Source organism: Burkholderia sp. KL41 (assembly GCF_057005415.2).
Window position 1 is genome coordinate 2,604,101 of record NZ_CM174447.1, and the last position, 20,590, is coordinate 2,624,690.

The 20,590-nt window shown below is 60.1% G+C and carries 10 protein-coding genes and 1 tRNA gene; 2 read left to right on the forward strand and 9 right to left on the reverse strand.

The window, feature by feature from the left end:
- Positions 1-29: 29 nt before the first annotated feature.
- From PQB87_RS29030 to proA, 3 genes are all read right to left on the reverse strand, one after another.
- Positions 30-2,354, reverse strand: coding sequence for an ATP-binding protein (locus tag PQB87_RS29030; RefSeq protein WP_489243079.1), 2,325 nt, complete (start codon positions 2,352-2,354; stop codon positions 30-32).
- Positions 2,355-2,468: 114 nt separating this feature from the next.
- A complete protein-coding gene (locus PQB87_RS29035; RefSeq protein WP_059905057.1) occupies positions 2,469-4,181 on the reverse strand; it encodes an Ivy family c-type lysozyme inhibitor in 1,713 nt (570 codons plus the stop codon).
- 305 nt (positions 4,182-4,486) lie between these two features.
- Positions 4,487-11,086 (reverse strand): anti-phage protein ProA, encoded by a 6,600-nt coding sequence (proA, locus tag PQB87_RS29040; RefSeq protein WP_489243080.1) that lies wholly within the window; start codon positions 11,084-11,086, stop codon positions 4,487-4,489.
- A 1,190-nt stretch (positions 11,087-12,276) separates the two neighbouring features.
- On the opposite strand from proA, the gene PQB87_RS29045 reads away from it, so the two are divergent.
- The gene (locus PQB87_RS29045) at positions 12,277-12,501 is read left to right on the forward strand and encodes a hypothetical protein (RefSeq protein ID WP_155630077.1); all 225 of its coding nucleotides are present in this window, start codon (positions 12,277-12,279) and stop codon (positions 12,499-12,501) included.
- Positions 12,502-12,563: 62 nt separating this feature from the next.
- Here the strand turns inward: PQB87_RS29045 and PQB87_RS29050 are convergent.
- The 6 genes from PQB87_RS29050 to PQB87_RS29075 all read right to left on the reverse strand — a co-directional run bounded on the left by PQB87_RS29050 (position 12,564) and on the right by PQB87_RS29075 (position 19,417).
- A tRNA-Ile gene (locus PQB87_RS29050) sits at positions 12,564-12,642 on the reverse strand.
- Positions 12,643-12,771: 129 nt separating this feature from the next.
- On the reverse strand, positions 12,772-15,192 hold the full coding sequence (rpoD, locus tag PQB87_RS29055) for an RNA polymerase sigma factor RpoD (protein WP_027791084.1): 2,421 nt from the start codon (positions 15,190-15,192) through the stop codon (positions 12,772-12,774).
- An 88-nt stretch (positions 15,193-15,280) separates the two neighbouring features.
- Complete coding sequence (dnaG, locus tag PQB87_RS29060) at positions 15,281-17,158, reverse strand: DNA primase (protein ID WP_059694334.1); 1,878 nt, start codon at positions 17,156-17,158, stop codon at positions 15,281-15,283.
- Between the two features lie 70 nt (positions 17,159-17,228).
- A complete protein-coding gene (locus PQB87_RS29065; RefSeq protein WP_021160855.1) occupies positions 17,229-17,675 on the reverse strand; it encodes a GatB/YqeY domain-containing protein in 447 nt (148 codons plus the stop codon).
- A 202-nt stretch (positions 17,676-17,877) separates the two neighbouring features.
- A complete protein-coding gene (rpsU, locus tag PQB87_RS29070; RefSeq protein WP_006479415.1) occupies positions 17,878-18,090 on the reverse strand; it encodes a 30S ribosomal protein S21 in 213 nt (70 codons plus the stop codon).
- A 106-nt stretch (positions 18,091-18,196) separates the two neighbouring features.
- Positions 18,197-19,417 (reverse strand): BaiN/RdsA family NAD(P)/FAD-dependent oxidoreductase, encoded by a 1,221-nt coding sequence (locus tag PQB87_RS29075; protein ID WP_489243081.1) that lies wholly within the window; start codon positions 19,415-19,417, stop codon positions 18,197-18,199.
- 130 nt (positions 19,418-19,547) lie between these two features.
- Between PQB87_RS29075 and tsaD the strand changes: the two genes are divergently transcribed.
- Positions 19,548-20,588 carry a tRNA (adenosine(37)-N6)-threonylcarbamoyltransferase complex transferase subunit TsaD gene (gene tsaD / locus PQB87_RS29080; RefSeq protein ID WP_042975834.1) on the forward strand — a complete coding sequence of 347 codons (1,041 nt, stop codon included), beginning with the start codon at positions 19,548-19,550 and terminating at the stop codon, positions 20,586-20,588.
- The last annotated feature ends 2 nt before the right edge of the window (positions 20,589-20,590 follow it).

Below are 20,590 nucleotides of genomic sequence, written 5' to 3' on the forward strand. Positions count from 1 at the left end.
ACACCAAGCAAAGCGCACAGTGCTTGCAACTATGCCAACGCCATCATCGCCTCGTAGTGCTTCTCGTCATTGCGTTTGATAAGCACGAGCAAGTCTGCGAGAACTGCTGGGGCTTCGGAAAGAACTGATAGGTCATGTTCGGGTTCGGAAATCTGTTCCATGTGCGAGTGAGTGTGCAAGAACCGGATAATTCGCGAAATCATCTCGGGCTCGCCTTCGAGCTCTTCCAATTGTCGCTTGAGGTCCCCCGCATGGCCGGGAACCCTGAACGACAAAAACGACTCAAGTAGGCGCCGCGCGACGTTCGGCAGGCCATACACGTCTGCCAAGCTATTCGGTTGAGCCATCGCGGCACCATCCTTTACTAGCTTGAACAGGTAGTGATACTCAGACTCGTACTCGTGAAGCAATGGGTCCAACGTCCGCAGATACGCATTGCGCCGTCCGTCCTCCGTTTTCACTGAGAGCATATAAAAGTGACAGATTGTCGAAGTCTCCGGTTTGTATACGCCCTTCTTCAACTTCCCGGCAAAGTTGAACCAATTCTTCACTTGCCTGAAGAACCCGAAGTTGTGCGTCAATACGAAGAGCTGCTTCGCGTCCTTGGTTCGCTCTTTCATATAACCGAACGCACTGAATAGCGAATTCGCATCAAGGCTCGACACCGGGTCGTCAATCACAACGATGCCATCTTTGAGTTTGAAATCGGAATCTTCAAGCGTCTTGAGGAAGTACATAAACGCGATGGCCATGCGCTCGCCTTCACTCAAATGCATCGCGGCTGTCTTACCCCGCATGATGGTGTAGCCATTATCTCGCGGCTCAAAACTCAGTTCATCACGGCCGAGGTAAGCCGCTAGTTCTCTTGTCAGCTCTTCTGCCGGCTGATGATGCTGGCGAATCTCCCGCTGAAGTTCCGCAATCTGCCCTCCCAAGGGAGTAAGCTTATCTTGCAACAACTTGATGTTGCCAGTCAGCTCAACGACGCGAGTCTGGTGGACCGACCATTGGGGGAACGCTTTCAATCCCTCATCGAGTTCGAGCTTCGTACGCGCCTCTGCTGCTGTCCTCTCGAAATTTTCCGAATACTCATTGTGAGTTTCGACGAGTTCGGAAATGGTCTGCATCGCCAACACCCCTGAGCTGACACCAACCGTGTTGATACCATCAACTAGTAACGCTACGAATGCCCAGAAACCAGTTGCCCCTTCGCCACCACTTGCCAGCAGATAGTCCGACAGCTTCAGCTCAGAAAATGGCTGTCCTTTCTTTTCCTCAATTGCGCGCGCAAGGCCATCGAGATACATCTCAACATTCAGAGAATGCTGCTCCAACTTTTTCACTGCGAGGTCGAATTGTTCGACAAGGTGCGGATATAGTGCAGAGTGCTCAGGAATTTGGCGTTGCCGAGCAGTTTTTCGCAGCGATTCAACTTCGGACGATAGCGACTTCAGCCGGTTTTGCTGAGCGTTGAAATGGTCGTTGAAGTGTGCCGACAACGTTGCGAGACGTCCGGGACGGAGCTCCTGCTCACAAAAGTGGCAATGTGTCTGTCCATCCGAATGAAGGTGCAAACCGCGTTCAACCCACGCGGCAACTTCAGGCTTGTCGACAAGCGCCTGAATTGTGCTTGCCACGACGGTCGTCGTAAGCTCAGTCGCCACTCTGCCAGCCAAGTCGGCCAGGTCTATCTGACCAAACTCAGGCACTTTCAGTTTGGCTAGAGCTTTTCCGACGATTGCGTTCTCCGCCTCGGCTCGCATGTCGTCAGTCAAGGTGGCTTGCGGCACCTTGGTGGAAGATAAGGTGCGCATCAGCTCCTTGAACCGCGGCGCCTCATAATTGTTATAGCGCACATCACCCAACAGGAGATTTCGAATGCTCCGTGCCTGACTGGTACAGAACGTATTCTGCGAGGACGTCTCCGAGTCCTTGTACGCAGTGAGTTTCGCCAGCTCCTCGGCGAGCGCGTCCTTCTCCTCTTGTAAAGCGACTATCGCCCTCTGTTTCTCAGCACTATCCTCACCAAGATAGAACACTGGAGGCAGCGTTACGCCTGGCGTCTCAAAAACGTTGCGGTCAACGAAGTCGCGATTGAACACGCGAACGGAGGGCGCTTTCCCGCTAGCAAAGTCCGTCCCTGTGACCACATTGCCGTCAATTACCAACTCAACAGCCCCTGTCTCAAGGGGCTGTTGTCTTTGCAAGAACCTGAACACCGACGATAGGGACGTCTTTCCAGCACCATTCCAACCGTATATCAGGTTGTATCGCCCGAAGTCTGGCAAACCATCCCAAGTGAAGTCCCGAAATATCCGATAACCTTGCAATTTTTGGATACGCACAATCGCCACGCTGACCCTCTGTCTGATTCTTGATAACGATGGCCACCCGCACCGTGATTACGGCCTGCCTACTCTTTAGGCCACATAGGCGGTGCTCCCCACTGCTGCGTCCCAGAACGGAAACTATTCGGCTGCCGCATTGCCTGTCTCAGCGATATGCTGAAGCACGGTTCTTTGGTCCGCATACCACCTTGCCAGACATTCGCGGTCGTGACAGGCTTTCTCGCGGTAGTTCCACTGCTCCAGCGTTCGCGCCTTGAAAGCTACCTGGTCCGTGACAGCCGCCTTTGCTTTGGTATATATGGCAGCCAGCTCGACGTCAGCCGCAGCCAGCTGGGCATCAGTGCAAATGAGGTGTTCAGCATCCGAATGCGCCTTGCTGCAATCGAAGCTTGTCCGCAGGGTCGATTGCGCCGGAGCGAGTGCAGCTGTGTCTGAAGCCGCTTCGGTCTCCGTCGAGTGCACCCATTCGGCGAGCGGAGTTGAATCCAGCGGCAGGTCCTTCCATGTCACCCTTTTGATGATGGCCTTACCGGATGCGGGGTCGACAGTTTCCCGAAACGCAAAATCGCCCTTACCCGTAGACGCATCAATTGCAAACGCGGCGGCATCCGAACCACAAGCACCTGCCTTACATCCTTGCCCTACTAGAAAGCCGTCTCGCAACTCGATGCCCCTGGAATTCGCGACCGCGAGCCGGTCAACGAATCGCTTCCAGTCTGCCTTGGAAGCGTGGTTGAAGGTCGCGCGAAACCGCTTATCGGTAACCACGTCGACCGGTAGCTTTCCGACCATCCAACCGAAGTCGAGTTGCTTTCCGTCCCCCTGTGCCGTGTCGGCGGCCACGCTCGACGTCGATGCGACAGCTTTCTCGGCACCTTGCGTCGCTGTCGCAGGCTGATAAGCATTCGGTGTTCGATACGACCACGCAACTGCAGAAACGGCTACAAGCAGAACGCCGAAGCCGATTGCCTTGACATGCGTGTTGTCCCGGACCTCACCAAGTGCCGGGCGCCCGGACACCTCGACAGCCAACAACGCGTCGAACCGCTCGTTGGCATCCGCAATCGTGTTTGCAGCAGCAGTTTTTTTCTTGCTGAACGATACGAAGCTGAAGCCTCCAAATGCAAGCGCGACCAGGAGCAGAATTAGGCCGGCGACAATGCCACCCATGAACAGGAGAAACGCTGCTATGAGCCCCACAACCAACGGGGCCATTAACGTGGGGGCCACCGGCCACGAGCGCACCACGCTTGCAAGGGTGGCGGCTTCGTTCGCCAGTTGCCCTCTATCGCCGAGGTTTTCTGAACACTTGCGCTCGACTTCATAGACCGCAAGCATCGCCTTCTCTTTCTCGGCGAGCGATATCGAGCCGATGTCGACAGCCAACTTAATTGCCTTGGTCGTAGCTTCAAACTCAAGGGCGAGCGTCTCGACGAATCCTTGATGCTCCTCAAGCGTTACGGCATCCGTCAAATCCTCTCGTCGAACGTAGACACCGTGCGACATGAAGTACAGCAACAGCGCATTCGCCGTGCGCTCCTGCACCTGGGCCACGAAGTCTCGAGCTGCCTGCTCCCGCTTCGAGAGACGTTCCGTGCTCGCGGAATCGATGCGACCACTTCCGGCAACCACGGAGCGTACCGGATTCGATGTACGTGTTGCGTAGGTGTTCTGGGTAAAGCGAATACCCGTGCCAGGAATACTAGCGGTCACACGGCCGCGCGAATTGTAGGTAAATCCTTTGCCACCAATCGACGTACTGACACCGCTCTTGCTCACGTTCAGACGAACGCCAGGCGCAATCTTTATGCTCTTCCTGAAACCCCAGCCCATTTTTAGCCCCGTATTGTCTCAATTCGTTTCGTCAGCTGGAGCTACCCATCAAGCCCCCGCTTGTACAGACGAGCGCGTTAGTGGGCCTCCAGTGAAGTCCCACCCACGACGTTCGACCAGACTCTCTCCAGGCGAGCCTTACTCACTGCAGAGACCTTGCTCAGACCAATCGCGTGCCATCGCGATAACACCCGACTCGTATCATGGCCTACCTACTGCATTTCTATAGCAAGCGCCTTGAGCTCGTCTAGCGAGATTCGTCAACAGAGCGTGCGGTGCTATCGGCGGCCCGTCTGAACTCAACGTTATTCACATCGCCATGCTTGCTCCAAACGCTCCCTGCTCGCGCCGCGCAGTCGAAGGAGGCCCAACTCTCGACTCATGGCGTTGAGCCCTGACTCCTCGTCATGCCCCTCGGCTTGCAGTTTCGTCGCAAGCGTTCTCAGCTCTGCGATTGAAACCTCATCTACCGGTCGTGTAGCTCCGGGCAGCGGACTTCTGAACGCTAAAGATGCCTTATCACCGACAGTCTTAGGCCAGATAAACAGGCCAACATCTTCAGTCTCTGCATCGAAGTGCTTCGACGCGAGGTCGACCACGCGACTCAGAATGCGAGAGCCGGTTCGGGACCATCCATGCGCGCGAGCAATACGTCTTGCCAGAACCTCGTCGCGCACGGGTCCCTCGACGTTGACGACTGCTGTAATCATCGCGAGCAGACGCTCGTCGTAAGTGTGAGCGAAGAACAGCTCCGGGTCACGCTCGTGGTCGGAAATCGTCAAGTCAACTTCAACGAATATCGCCTCCTCGCGCTCAATGGATATCGGCGTTGACGCGGCGCGAGCGTACATGACCGGCGCTTCATCTTCGGAGACTGCGGCTTTCGACACCACCTTCGGCACAACATCTTCTACCGCATTTGCGTTGCTGAATCCGCTGCCTGAACCTGATTTTGCCGCGGCCAGGACCTCTTCCGCGATTGCTGCAGCGCTCTGCATCTCCGCTGCCTCTGCTTCTCGTCTGACCGCAAGCAAAGCTCGCAGTTGACTATCCACCTTCTCGAGGGTGCCCGGCATGTCAACCCACCAGTCGGTCGACCAGATTCGGACGATTTCCCAACCAAGTCCTCTCAGAACCTGCTCGCGCAGCTTATCGCGGTCACGAGCCGTCGCTGAGCGATGGTAGGTCGCGCCATCACATTCAACGCCTGCCAGATAGCGGCCAGGAGCATCGGGGTCCACCACGCCAAGGTCAATACGAAACGCCGACACGCCCACCTGAGGATGAACCGTCCAGCCCCTCTCCGCCAGTGCCACACACACTGCCTTCTCAAACGGGCTATCGAAGTCGCCAATGCTGCCGGCAACGGCTTCACCCAAAGCGCGAGCTCCCCGCTCGGCAAACTCGAGGAAGTGCTTCAGGTCTCGAACACCCAGCGCCTGCGTTCGGGACAGGTCCATTTTCTCTGGCTTGAAGCTGCCAAACACACGCAGTTCCTGGCGGGCACGCGTGATAGCAACATTGAGGCGCCGCTCCCCACCTTGCTGGTTCATCGGACCGAAGTTCATTGGCATCGTGCCATCAATGCCAGGGCCGTAGGTAATCGAGAAGTACATAATGTCCCGCTCGTCACCTTGAACGCTTTCCAAATTCTTGACAAACACCGGCTCAAGCGCTGACTCGGCAAAGTGCGGCTCAATTGACGGGTCCTTGCGACGCTCCTCGTCAAGGAGGTCTTCAATCAGGCGCTGCTGCTCGGCATTGAACGTGACGACACCGACCGTCATCCGACTGTCGACGAATCCCGGGGACTTCAGTCTGCCGACCAAGTCGGCCACAAGCGCCTTCGCCTCTGGTTTGTTGGTACGGGCTCCACCGCGCTCGTACTTGCCATCAGTCACGAGATTGAAACTGACAGCCCTGTCGTTGGTGACAGGACTCGGGAATGTAACCAGGTCGCCGCTGTAGTACCGGTAGTTCGAGAAGGCAATAAGGCTCTCGTGCCGGCTGCGGTAGTGCCACGACAGTTTCATCGTCGGCAGGTTCGCTCCGATACATTCTTCCAGAATGCTCTCGAGTTCCGCCTCGACATCCGTATCGTCGACGTCAGATTCCGCACGGTCGAAGAAGCTGGTCGGCGGGAGCTGCTTCGGGTCACCGACCATGATGACTTGCCGCGCCCGCGCCATCGCACCAATCGCATCCCAGACCGGAATCTGAGAAGCTTCGTCGAAGACCACGACATCAAAGTCTGAGGTCTCAGCCGGTAGATACTGGGCAATCGACAGCGGGCTCATGAGCAGACAAGGAGTCAATCTGAGAATTGCACCGGAAGCCTTCGACATAAGTTCGCGCAACGGAAGATGTCGCGTCTTCTTCTGCATCTCATAACGCAGGAGCCCCCACTCGGAGCCCAGTGCGACCCTCGCCGGCGAAGGAAGACCGGACGAAAGTTGCGCTCTGACCCAGGCCCGAGTCAGAGCGACGAACTGCTCATCAAGCTCGCGGAAATCCTGGATGCGTTTCTCGTGCTCGGCGGACACAAAGTTACGCAGAACATCATCGCCATCCACGACAGCATTCAACCACCAGCGGCAGTAGTTGGTCTCAAAAACTGCCTTCACCTGACCACGCTGAATATTGCCGTCTTCGATACCTGAAACCAATGGGGCCAATCCCAGCGAAAGCGCATGCTGACGGACTTTCCGCCAAGCGCACCAGAGTTTCAGCCGGTTAGCATTCTGCACCACCAGCCTAGCGCGTTCCGCTACTTGCCCGGGGAGAAGCGAATGAAGAGTCGCGTGTTCCGAAGATGCCAGCCCGCTGGCAGTAGCAAATTGAGCGACAGCTTCATTAAACGACTGCAGCGTTTCGGCATAGGTGGATCTCGTACGAGCAACGATGCCTGACGGCTCAAGCAGAATATTGCTGTCGCCAAGCAGAAGGGCGACCGGGGCTTTGACCGCTGCAAGCAGTTCCGGTGTATTCGCGAGATTTGCCAGTGCGGCCGACAGAGACTCGAAAAACTTGAGGGCCGGCTCAATGCCATCAATCTTGGTTTGTAGACCGCTCCACAGACCGGACGTCTTGCCTGACAGGTCTGCGAACTCCTGAATTCTGGCATGCAACGAAACCAACTCGCGCATGTTTCGTATATCGGTAGCCGCGGTTGAGCCAGCGCGTCCAGACTCGATTACCGTATATCCGTCATCCACCCAGTGGGTTTCTGCTCGTGCAGCAGAGAGCGCTCCTTGAAAAAGCACATATGCTTTCGCAACTACAACATCAGTTTTGTAACCGACCCAGACATTGCCTGTCTCGATTTCCAGATGAGCGAGGCTCGCAATAACGTGGTCGATTTTCCGCAACTCACGCATCCGCTGCAGGTCATCTTGAGCAGCATCGCCGCATTGCCCTCGGCTGACCGGGTCAAGGCCCACGTCATCCCAGTTCGAGCGCTCACGAGCACGCTCGAGGGCCGTCTGGAATGACAGGAGTGCACAAACTACATCAAGGTCTGTTTTGAGCCCCATCCATACGCTCGAAGTGAGCGAGAACAGGTCACCATATTCCTTGATTTCGTTATTGAGGGCGTCAATTCGCGCAAGACACTCGATATCACCGTCGATGTTCGGTTCGCCACCGTTTCCGCCTGCCAGCTCCCTGAGCTTCTTCGTCAAAGTCCGTTTGCGCATCATGCTCATCGGCCAGCCCGAGTCCTTGAGCTCACGTAGGTCAGACTGCAACTCGGCAATTGTCCTTGTCTGGATGCCCTCCTTGTATGGAATCGAAAGCTGGCCGAGAACGTCAAGTCGGGTGCGCAGCAGTTCGATACCTTTGGCGAGGCGAGCGCGCAGTGTTTCGCTCCAAGGCACGGAAAGAGCTGCATCCAATTCCGAACCGCGTTGCAAATGGCTAATGCCTACTCGCAGGTCCTCGAGTGTCTGATTCGAGCAAGGCGTCGACAGCGTGCCGAGCAATTCCCGGTACCGCTGCAACATTGGTGTTGCCTGGCGCAATCCATCCGCAATAGCCTTTGCATCCGGACGTAGCGCAAAACGCCAGTCGTAACCAGACGCGGACGACAGGACCGCGGCGAGCATCCGCATACCATCGCGTACCCGGGGGTCCAACGGCAGATCCGGCAGCCCTATAGCCTGGCGCAGGTCAGCCGCTGCTTTTTCGAAGCGCACCGCAACGTCTGGTACCGCGCGGGCAGCGTCGTCCAGCGCGGCCGCCCAGAGAGGCGACCAATCGGTCTGAGCCACATGCGCCAGCGGGGTTGACGTCAACTTCTCTTCACCGAAAGCCTTGGCATTGACATCGAGCAGTTCGGCGGTTTCGCGAAGGCCCCGCATCGCTTCCATGCCATGCGCGTGGGTAGACGACCACGTCAGCCGGAACGCTGGCAGGTCATGACCGCCGACGACTCGACCGATTGCCTCATAGACGCTCAGGCCATTCGAGTGCCGAAGATGGAGTCGTTCAACATATCCATTCAGCTGGGACCTCAGTCCTTCAAGCCGAACCGCTTCTGCATGCCATTGCTCAGGCGCGAGGACGGCGGATGAATCCCATGACGTTTTCAACTGTTCAAGAACGTCAGTCTTTCGCGCCTTGCTGGAGTGAAGCTCGAGACAGAAATTTGCAAGGCCGACGTCGGCGAGGCGCCGGTAGACGACATCCAGCGCGGCCATCTTCTCGGAAACGAACAGAACGCGCTTCCGCTCGGCGAGGCATTGCGCAACGAGATTTGCAATCGTCTGGCTCTTTCCGGTGCCCGGTGGTCCAATCAGAACAAAATCCTTGCCCTTGCTGCCCGCGACCACGGCGGCAAGCTGCGACGAGTCTGCTGGTAGAGGGCAGAACGTCTCCTTCACAGGCAGCTCGATGTCCAGCCGCGTGACATCAGGGAACTCCACCGTACTTTGGTACGAATCGCGCGGAGTATCGATGAGGTGACGAACTACCGCGTTCTGTTTGAGCTGCTCGGTACGTTCGGTGAGGTCCCGCCACATCAAGTATTTGGCAAACGAGAACGAAGCCAGAACGACTTCTTCCACGACCTCCCAGCCCTTGATGTCCTTGATAGCATGGGACACGGTTTTCCAGATTCCGGCAACATCGAGGCCTGAGTCATCCTTGGGCAGCTCGACGTCGTTCACACCGAGTTCGAGCTCGAAGTCCTGACGCAGCATTTCAATGAGCGTCGGATTGAATCGGGCCTCTTCGTCGTAAAGCTTCAGACTGAAACCAGAGCGCGCACTGCGACGCTCGAGTGTGACAGGTACGAGGATGAGAGGTGCACGATATTTCTTGTCGTCTTTGTCGTCGCGCGTCCACGATAGGAAGCCGAGCGCGAGGTACAGTGTATTCGAACCACCCTCCTGCAAGGTGGTCCGGGAATTCCGGAACAATTCAGTCAGGCGAGAATCCATCTCGTCCTGCGGCAACCCGATAAACACTTCCTTGCGCGTCAACGCGTCGAGGGCGTGCTGGCGGCGAATGTGTTCGCGCTCGCGCGCCTCATGGATAGCCTGGCTGCGTGGGTCCGAACCGTCCATGAGGTCCGGACGGGTCAGCAGCTTTAGCGCATGCCCCTCCGCCAGAACATCCTCAAGCAGTCCTGGCTCAGGCGCGTCGAGCTTCAGGGACTTCTTTCCCGACTTGAAGCTCAGCAGATTGTTCCTGAGTGACAGGTCGAGGAGCCTTCGCTGCCAGCGTGTAAGACGGTCCTCCGGCCGCTCCTGCCCGTCGTCTGAATGCGCGTCTTCGAGTTCCTCCAAAAACTCTGGGGCATCCTCCCACCGCGGAGTCAGGTCCTCGGTCACCCCGGTGCCAGCCGTGCCACGAACTACAGCGTGTTCGCTAGCAAGCGGTTTGATGCGCTGCAGGCGTGCGCGCCGAATATCAATTGCCAGCTCGAACTTCGGCTCTTCATCTTCGGAGATGTGCTCCTCACCTTTGGCCGTAGTGAAACTGAAAGTCGGCAGAGGCCTCTGTGCAAGGAGGGTCGACTCGAACAGGACCATCTCTTTGAGCTTCACCCGCTTCCGCAGAGCTGTGATGTCGTCAATGACGGTGGTCGAGAACTCTTCGGGCTTCAGCCAGACGCCGGGAAAAGCGTGCCCCTGCTGGAAGACGAGAACTGGATTCAGTCCCGCCTGCTCCAGTGCCGCGCAGACGAACAAAGCCAGGTCGAGACAGGTAGCGAGTCCAGATTCCGCAATCTGGCTGGGCCCGCGCACTTTCTGTCCCTCCAGCTCGAAGCTCGCGGGAGGTACGGCATAGTCGAGTCCCATCGCTCCAATTGCATTCCAGATAGCAGAAGCGAGTTCCCATGCGCGCTTTGCACCTTCCTGGTAGCCATTGATGCTGCCGGGCTTCCCCGCTTTGCGTAGCACCTCCGCGGCCTGCTTGAGCACACGTTCGACTGCCTGCTCGTTCGGCTGAACGAAGGCCGCAATCATGTCCGGCAACGACGACAGGCCGCCCCACTGATTCCTTGGAAGAAGCTCGACTGTCTGCTCGGAAATTGCAACCTGGGCTGACTCTCGGTTTGGCGCAGTGAGTGTGAGTGTGACCACCGACTTTTCCGACTCAGTCAGGCGGCCAAGCAGCGGACCGTCGAGAGACAAATCAAGGTCCGTGATACGGAGGGTCTGCCCCGCCGCCAGATGGTCTAGGTGCCAAGTCTTGGGCTTGAGGAATGGTGGGTCAGAAATCGCGGTGAGCTTCAGGTCCCGGAATGCGTCTTCCGTTTCGTTAACTATGGAAAGCTCCCGAACCACGGGCACCGCGTTCTGGAAGTCCGCCAGATTGACCCGTCCAGCGACGGTCGTCTGAATCTGGACGCAATAAGGCTTTGCCGATTCATCCGTCGGCCCGACAACCCCGGTATCCATCAATGGTCTCCAGCTACAACTAACTATTCGTCTAGACGTGTTGCCACGAACGCTCGCTTCCTCCGGAAACATCCGTGCCAACCGTACTTTCTAATCCCCGTCCAAGCGGCACAGAAGCTTCCACTTGGCGAACCCACCAGCGCGTCCAATAACAGTCAGACCTCGGATGCGAACGGCTGCGGGGAACTTAGAATACCAGTGGCAAGACGTATTACAAGGACAATAAATGTCACCAGAATGCTTAAAGCAATAAAGTCGGTGCTGGGCACATCTGATGACCGCGCGGAGCTGTGTGGGTCCAGTCGCCTTATCTTGCTTCATCGCTAAACCAAGTCCTTGACCTTGCCCGTGTTTCCCCGAAGCAGACAATTATTACTAGGGATATTTGGCTATTGACTCATCACGCGTACGACGGTTGCCAATCCTGTGCGCAGCGATAGAATTCCGCCCCGAGCTTGCAAAGCATAGCTCCATCTAGGTTACAAAACGTTGCAGCATCAACTTGAGGTGAAGGCCTCTTGATTCCATTTTGCTTTACCGGTGTAACCACACCTTGTCGGCAGATGGTAAAGAAACGGTAGCCATAAAAATCCTTGCACCTAAGGCTCAGCCCTGAGCATTTCCGCGGGTCCGGGCACGGATGGCGAGGTTGGGCCCCCGCCCTCTCTATGGCAATTGCATAGGACAACCCTCCACTCAGCCCCCTGATCCGCCGTGTATGGAGTCGCTTTGCCCGCGCCTGTGTGCGCCCTCCGGGACGCTAGCTTCGCCATCCGGTTGCCTAAATCTCAGTCGCTATCCCCTAATCTCAGGCATCCCCGCACAGTGGTGGATCCCCCCGTCCGTGCAAACAGCTACCCACAGAAACCCGCCAGTTGGACGGGCAATACGAACTTCGAGCGGCTCTTTGCTCGGCCGATGCACGGCACAAGCAAGCCTCTATCGAAATGGAGACCAACACCGGAACGATTCCGGCCCTCTTCGGCCGCGCCTGCCTTTGGTTAGAACAATTTCTTGTAGATACTCTTGTGTCACCAAATTCTCACTCAGATTGGTGATGCCTCCAATTTATCGAAAGCGACTTATGGCATTTACCCACATTCGGGATGCATGGTGCGGCCGCGCGGTGCCAGTTCCTCGTTATTGACGAAGCTGCTCGCGGCTATCACCAAACACGCGGCAGTTCCAAGATGGAGATTCCGCTCGATACCCTGAAGTCGTTGGTGAACCAGTGCTGCACTCCGATGGCGCTGGTCGGTTCATATGAACTGTCAGTGTCTCGCCAGCTTGCGAGGCGCTCGCCGACGGAAAAGCCATTAATCAGTGAGAACTCAACGCTCGCACCAAAGGAAGGTCTGGGGAGCATCCGCGGCGGAGTAGACGCGCTTCAGGAGGTCAGGGAGGTGCTCGCGTGAACTAGACGCGGTACTTCAGCAACGAAAAAGCCGACCCAGTGGGTCGGCTTTTTTGTCCATTTTGGTGGGCCCCCCGGGAGTCGAACCCGGCACCAACGAATTATGAGTTCGCTGCTCTAACCAAGCATGAGCTAGGGGCCCAGATGAGAAGCAAGGCGTGTCACACGCTGCCCCGGCAAAGAAGCCGGGCCGGCATTGTAACAACAAAGGAGACAAACGCCACCGGCATCACGTGGATACCGGCGGCGTTCGCAGGAGAGACGCTGGAAATCAGTTCCCTTCGAGGAACGACTTCAGCTTGTCGGAACGGCTCGGGTGACGCAGCTTGCGCAGTGCCTTGGCCTCGATCTGACGGATCCGTTCACGCGTGACGTCGAACTGCTTGCCGACTTCCTCGAGCGTGTGATCGGTGCTCATCTCGATACCGAAGCGCATCCGCAGCACCTTCGCCTCGCGCGGCGTCAGCGAATCGAGCACGTCCTTCACGACGTCGCGCATGCTCGCATGCAGCGCGGCATCCGCCGGCGCGACCGTGTTGGTGTCCTCGATGAAGTCGCCGAGATGGGAATCGTCGTCGTCACCGATCGGCGTTTCCATCGAGATCGGCTCCTTCGCGATCTTCATGATCTTGCGGATCTTGTCTTCCGGCATCTCCATCTTCTCGGCGAGCGTTGCCGGATCCGGCTCGAGACCGGTTTCCTGCAGGATCTGCCGCGAGATGCGGTTCATCTTGTTGATCGTCTCGATCATGTGAACCGGAATACGGATCGTGCGCGCCTGGTCCGCGATCGAGCGCGTGATGGCCTGGCGGATCCACCACGTCGCATAGGTCGAGAACTTGTAGCCGCGACGGTATTCGAACTTGTCCACCGCCTTCATCAGGCCGATGTTGCCTTCCTGGATCAGGTCGAGGAACTGCAGGCCGCGGTTCGTGTACTTCTTCGCGATCGAGATCACGAGACGCAGGTTGGCCTCGGTCATTTCACGCTTCGCCTGGCGCGCCTTCAGTTCGCCGGCCGCCATCTGGCGGTTGGTTTCCTTCAGGTCCTTCAGCGGCAGCACGACACGCGCCTGCAGGTCGAGCAGGCGCTGCTGCTGTTCGCGGATCGCCGGAACGTTACGCGACAGCACCGCGCTGTACGAATGGCCTTCGGCCATGATCTTCTCGGCCCAGTCGAGGTCGGTTTCGCTGCCCGGGAAGCGCGCGATGAATTCCGAACGCGGCATGCCGCACTTGTCGACGACGATGTGCAGGATCTGGCGTTCGACCTGACGCACTTCGTCCACCTGCGCACGCAGCGTGTCGCACAGGCGTTCGACGGTACGCGCGGTGAAGCGGATCGTCATCAGTTCGGTCTGGATCGTTTCCTGCGCCTTCAGGTAGGCCTTCGACTTGTAGCCTTCCTTTTCGAACGCGCGGCGCATCTTGTCGAACCACTCGCTGATCTGCGAGAACTTCTCGAGCGACGCACGCTTGAGGGCTTCGAGCTGGGCGGCGTTGGCCGATGCCTGTGCGGCACCGTCATCTTCCTCCTCTTCCTCTTCTTCCTCTTCCTCTTCGGCTTCCTCGTCCTCGTTCTCGATGGCTTCCGCTTCCTTCGCGGAGAAGCCGTCGGTATCGGCGGAGTCCGAAGCATTCGGATCGAGCAGGCCGTCGACGAGCTCGTCGACGCGGATCTCTTCGTTCGCGACGCGTTCGGCCATCGCGAGGATGTCGGCGATCGTCGTCGGGCACGCGGAGATGGCCATCACCATGTGGCGCAGGCCGTCCTCGATCCGCTTCGCGATCTCGATTTCGCCTTCACGCGTGAGCAGCTCGACCGTGCCCATTTCGCGCATGTACATCCGGACCGGATCGGTCGTGCGGCCGAATTCCGAATCGACGGTGGACAGCGCGACTTCCGCTTCCTCTTCGACTTCATCGTCCGACGACGCGGCGGGCGCGTTGTCGTTCAGGAGCAGCGTTTCCGCGTCCGGCGCCTGCTCGTAGACCGCCACGCCCATGTCGTTGAACGTGCCGATGATGCCTTCGAGGGCTTCGGTCTCGGTGAAGTTGTCCGGCAGGTGGTCGTTGATTTCGGCGTACGTGAGGAAGCCGCGCTCCTTGCCGAGCTTGATCAGCGCGCGCAGTTTCACGCGGCGCTCTTCGAGCTCCTCGGCCGTACCCGGCGTGCTCGTCGCGAACGCTTCCTTCAGCAGCGCCTTTTCCTTGGCGCGACGGTCGCGCACCTTGGATTTGCCCGGTGCAGCCGCTGCTGCTGCGGGCTGCTCGTCGCTCTGATTTGCGTCGTCTTCGACGGATACTTCGTTCAGCTTTTTGGTCATGGAGTTCGCCGTACCGGCTATATCGACTCGCGGCTGCTGGACGACAGCCGGTTGAACCGTGGGTGCATGAGTAGTACGTACTGCCGTTTCGTCCGCGGCGGCAGTCGTGTCCCTTGCGCTTTTCGCACTTGCCCGCTTCGCCGCCGGCTTGGCCGGCCCGGAGTCGGGTCTGGCGGCAGCCCGTGTTCTGGCTGCCGGCGCCGGCGCAGCCTGAGCAGTGCCGGCCGCGGTTTTTTTTCCTGCCGGGGCTGACGTGGCTGAAGACGTTGTCCTGGTGGAAGAAGCAGACTTGGCCGCTGTGACCTTCTTGGTCGGCTCCGTCGAGCCCTTGCCTGTTGCTTTCTTTCCGCCTGTCGTCTTTGCCATCGCGATTCTCGCCTCTGCTTAGAAAACAAACCGCTGGAAACCTTATATTATAGCACGCTGGGGAACCCTCTCTAAGCTCCCCGGCCGCCTAGAGCCCGAGCCGACGCTTCATGTCGGTTCGCTGCTGGTTCAATTCCGTCAATTCGGCCAATTCCTCGGGTGTGAAGGTGGATTGCCGCGCCAGCCTGTCAAGCCGGTCGCAGCAGGCGTCGTAACGCATCTTGAGCACCGCGGCCTGCAACTCCTCCCCCGCGATCCGTTCCTGCTCACGCTGCCGCTCGGGCACCGTCTCGTCTTCCGGATTCTGTAACAGCAAATCGCGGACGTTTTCATCATAGTCCAGAATTTCGCGGAAGATTTCCTCGTAAGTCGCTCCATTCGAGGACGTCCGCAGGACATCGGAAAGCAGCCGGAACTCCGCGCCGTCGCCCAGCGCGCGGGCATGGTCGACGACCTCCGCGAACAATTCGCCGATGCGCGGCAACGCACGCAGGGTCGCAAGCTGTTCATCGTCGAGCTGCGACGCGATGCGCGGATGCATCACCAGCGTGCGCAACGCACGCTTTTCGCTGTCCGTCACGCGGCGCCGCTCGCTGCGTGCAGGCGCCTGGCGCGGCGGTGCCGCGATCCGCGTATCGACGTCGGACAGCCCCGCGACCTCTTCGAACGGGATATCGAGGCGGTCGGCGAACATGTGCATGATCTGCGCGCGCAACGCGTTCGCGGGCAGCGCCTGCAACATCGGCTTCGCATCGAACAACGCCTTCGCGCGGCCTTCCGGCTGATCGAGCGCCTTGCCGGCAATTGCTTCGTTCAGCAGAAATTGCGACAGCGGCATCGCGCGCTCGACCTGTTCGGAGAACGCATCCGCGCCGAATTCGCGCACGTAGCTGTCCGGATCGTGCTCGGCCGGCAAAAATAGGAACCGGATCGTACGGTTGTCGCCGGCATGCGGCAGGCATGCCTCGAGCGCGCGGCGAGCCGCCCGCCGCCCGGCCGAATCGCCGTCGAAACTGAAAATGACCGTATCGGTCTGGCGCAGCAGCTTCTGCACGTGAATCGGCGTACACGCGGTGCCGAGTGTCGCGACCGCATTCGGGAACCCGAGCTGCGCAAGCGCGACGACGTCCATGTAGCCTTCGACGACCAACACGTACTTGCGCTCGCGAATCGCGAGCCGCGCCTCGAACAGGCCGTACAGCTCGCTCCCCTTGTTGAACAACGGGGTTTCAGGCGAGTTCAGGTACTTTGGCTCGCCGCTGCCGAGCACGCGGCCGCCGAAGCCGATCACCTGCCCCTTCACATTGCGGATCGGGAACATGATCCGCTCGCGGAACCGGTCGTAGCGGCGCGCGACGCCCTGCGCATCGGTCTTCTCGCTGACGATCACGAGCCCCGACTCGACGAGCGACTCGTCGCGATAGTCGGGGAATGCTGCCTCGAGGTTCTGCCAGCCGTCCGGCGCATAGCCGAGCCCGAAGCGCGCGGCGATCTCGCCGGTCAGGCCCCGGTTTTTCAGGTACTGGATCGCGACGGTCGCGCCACGCAACTGCTTGCGGTAGTAGTCGCACGCGGCGGTCATTGCATCGGACAGCGCGGTCGCAACCGATTTCGACACCGGCGCCGGATAGTCGCCGCCACCGCCTCCACCCCCACCGCCGCCACGCATCGACGGCTCGTGCGGCACGGTCAGGCCGACCGACTGCGCGAGCTCCTGCACGGCTTCCGGGAACGTGAGCCCCGCGTGTTCCATCAGGAAGCCGATCGCCGTGCCGTGCGCGCCGCAGCCGAAGCAGTGATAGAACTGCTTGGTCGGACTGACCGTAAATGACGGGCTTTTCTCGTTATGGAACGGGCACAGCCCCATGAAGTTGGCGCCGCCCTTCTTGAGCTGCACGTACCGGCCCACCACGTCGACGATATCGACGCGGTTCAGCAAATCCTGCAGGAACGAATGCGGAATCACCGTGGGATCGAGCGAAAAAAGACAATACGACACCCCGGCGCACGCACCGCGCGCGCCGGGGAGACAGGTGTTACTTCGAAAGCGCGGCCTTGACCAGTGCGGAAATGGCCGTCATGTCGGCACGGCCGGCGAGCTTGCCCTTCAGGACGCCCATCACCTTGCCCATGTCCTGCGGGCCCGCCGCGCCCGTCTGCGCAACCGCGGCCTGGACTTCGGCGGCCACCTCGGCCTCCGACAGCTGCTCGGGCATGTAGCCGCTCAGCACGACCAGTTCCGCCTGCTCCTTCGCGACGAGGTCGTCACGGCCGGCGGCCTGGAACTGGCTGATCGAATCCTTGCGCTGCTTGATCATCTTGTCGATCACGGCCGTGATGCCCGCGTCGTCGAGGGTGATCTGATCGTCGACTTCGCGCTGCTTGATCGCGGCCATCAGCAGGCGAATCGTTGCCAGGCGCTCGCTTTCCTTCGCGCGCATCGCGGCCTTCATGTCTTCGCTGATCTGCTCTTTCAAACTCATCTTTCACCCGGGAAGGAAACGTGAATCCGACGCCCGCCATACGGGCGTCAACACAAAAACCCGCTTGGGACTGTGTCTCAAGCGGGTTGCTCGAATCCGGCATCGGCGGCTCGCCTGATCGGTCGCACGATCATGCTCGATCTTCCGCGATCGCCCGGAGTCGCCGGTGCGCCGCTCAGCGAACCGCGCGGCGCCCAATCGTTCAGTACAGCTTCTTCGGCAGCGTCTGGCTGCGGATACGCTTGTAATGACGCTTCACCGCTGCCGCCTTCTTGCGCTTGCGCTCCGCGGTCGGCTTCTCGTAAAACTCGCGCGCGCGAAGTTCGGTCAACAACCCGTTCTTCTCGATCGTGCGCTTGAAGCGACGCATTGCAACTTCGAACGGCTCGTTCTCTTTAACGCGAATGATCGTCATGATCCGACACGAATAAAGGTTTGCAGGGAAAGACTACCGAGTATAGCAGAGCGATTGCCCAAAGGCACGGGGCCCGGTCCCGCCAAAACGGCGTCGGCCCGGCATGTCAGGCGCCACGCGAATACTCCGCGGCAGCCTGCCCGGCCGCCGTGCCGGACGCCCACGCCCACTGGAAGTTGTAGCCGCCGAGCCAGCCCGTCACGTCCACCGCCTCGCCGACGAAGAACAGCCCCGGCACACGCGCGCTCATCATCGTCGCCGACGACAGGTCGCGCGTATCGACCCCGCCCTTCGTCACTTCGGCTTTCTTGTAGCCCTCGGTGCCGTTCGGCGTCAGCGTCCAGCCGGACAGCGCGTCGCCGATCTGGCGCAGCGTCTTGTCGGGCAGGTCCGCAAGCCGCGCATCAGCCGCGACGCGATGCGTGTCGAGCCACGCATGCGCGAGGCGCGACGGCACCCAGTCCGCGAGCAGCGAGCCGATCTGGCGCTTCGACGTGCGCTTCGCGTCGAGCAGGTCGGCCACCGTATCGCGTTGCGGCAACAGGTCGACGCGAATCGGGTCGCCCGGCTGCCAGTAACTCGAAATCTGCAGGATCCCTGGCCCGGACAGGCCGCGATGGGTCAGCAACAGGTCCTCGACGAATTCTCCGCCGCGCTTCTTGTCGCCGGTCGAAACACGCACTTCGAGCGATACACCGGACAACGCCGCGAACGGCTCCCAGTCCTGCTGCGCGAACGTCAGCGGCACGAGCGCGGGCCGCGTGTCGATCAGCTTGTGGCCGAACTGCTTGGCGAGCCGGTAACCGAAGTCGGTCGCGCCGATTTTCGGAATCGACAGGCCGCCGGTCGCGATGATCAGTGCGCGCGCGCCGATCGTCCCCGCCTGCTGCGTGTCGAGCGCGAAGCCGTCGGCCGGCGCGTGGCGCACCGAGTCGACGACGACGGGCCTGCGCCACGCGATGCCGCCCGCGTCGCACTCGTGCTTCAGCACGTCGATGATCGCGTCGCTGCCGTGGTCGCAAAAGAGCTGGCCCTTGTGCTTTTCGTGCCAGGTCACATGATGGCGCTTGAGCAGCCCGAGGAAGTCGCGCGGCGTATAGCGCGCCAGCGCCGAGCGCGCGAAATGCGGATTCGCCGACAGATAATTGTCGGGGCCTGCGTAAAGATTCGTGAAGTTGCAGCGGCCGCCGCCCGAGATGCGGATCTTCTCGGCGAGCCGCGGCGCGTGGTCGATCAGCACGACGCGGCGGCCGAGCTGCCCGGCAACCGCGGCGCTCATCATCCCGGCGGCGCCCGCGCCGATCACGGCGATGTCATAGGTTTCCATGGCGCGGATTGTACCCGCCCGGCCTCCGGCCCGGGCTGCCTGCGGCGACGACCTGCCCCCGCCTGCTATAATTTCCGGTTACGTTGACCTTCCTGCGGCGCGCTCGATACGGCGCGCCCTGCCCGCACCCATGCTCGTTCTCGGCATCGAAAGCTCCTGTGACGAAACCGGCCTCGCGCTCTACGACACGCAGCGCGGCCTGCTCGCGCACGCGCTCCATTCGCAGATCGCGATGCACCGCGAGTACGGCGGCGTCGTGCCCGAGCTCGCGTCGCGCGACCACATCCGCCGCGCGCTGCCGCTACTCGAGGAAGTGATGGCGCAAAGCGGCACGCGCCGCGACGACATCGACGCGATCGCGTTCACCCAGGGCCCCGGCCTCGCCGGCGCGCTGCTGGTCGGCGCGAGCATCGCGAATGCGCTCGCGCTTGCATGGAACAAGCCGACCGTCGGCATCCATCACCTCGAAGGCCACCTGCTGTCGCCGCTGCTCGTCGACGAGCCGCCGCCGTTCCCGTTCGTCGCACTGCTGGTGTCCGGCGGGCACACGCAACTGATGCGCGTAACCGACGTCGGCGTGTACGAGACGCTCGGCGAAACGCTCGACGACGCGGCCGGCGAAGCATTCGACAAGACGGCCAAGCTGATCGGCCTCGGCTACCCGGGCGGCCCGGAAGTCTCGAAGCTCGCCGAAACCGGCACGCCGGGTGCGGTCGTGCTGCCTCGCCCGATGCTGCATTCGGGCGATCTCGACTTCAGCTTCAGCGGCCTGAAGACGGCCGTGCTCACGCAGATGAAGAAGTTCGAAGCGGCGAAGCTGGAGGGCGTTGCGCTCGAACGCGCGAAGGCCGACCTCGCGCGCGGCTTCGTCGATGCGGCAGTCGACGTGCTCGTCGCGAAGTCGCTCGCCGCGCTGAAGAAGACGAAGCTCAAGCGCCTCGTGGTCGCGGGCGGTGTCGGCGCGAACCGCCAGTTGCGCGCCGCGCTGTCGGCCGCCGCGACCAAGCGCGGGTTCGACGTGCATTACCCCGACCTCGCGCTCTGCACCGACAACGGCGCGATGATCGCGCTCGCGGGCGCATTGCGGCTCGGCCGCTGGCCCGAGCAGGCGAATGCCGACTATGCCTTCACGGTGAAGCCGCGCTGGGATCTCGCGTCGCTCGCACGCTGAGC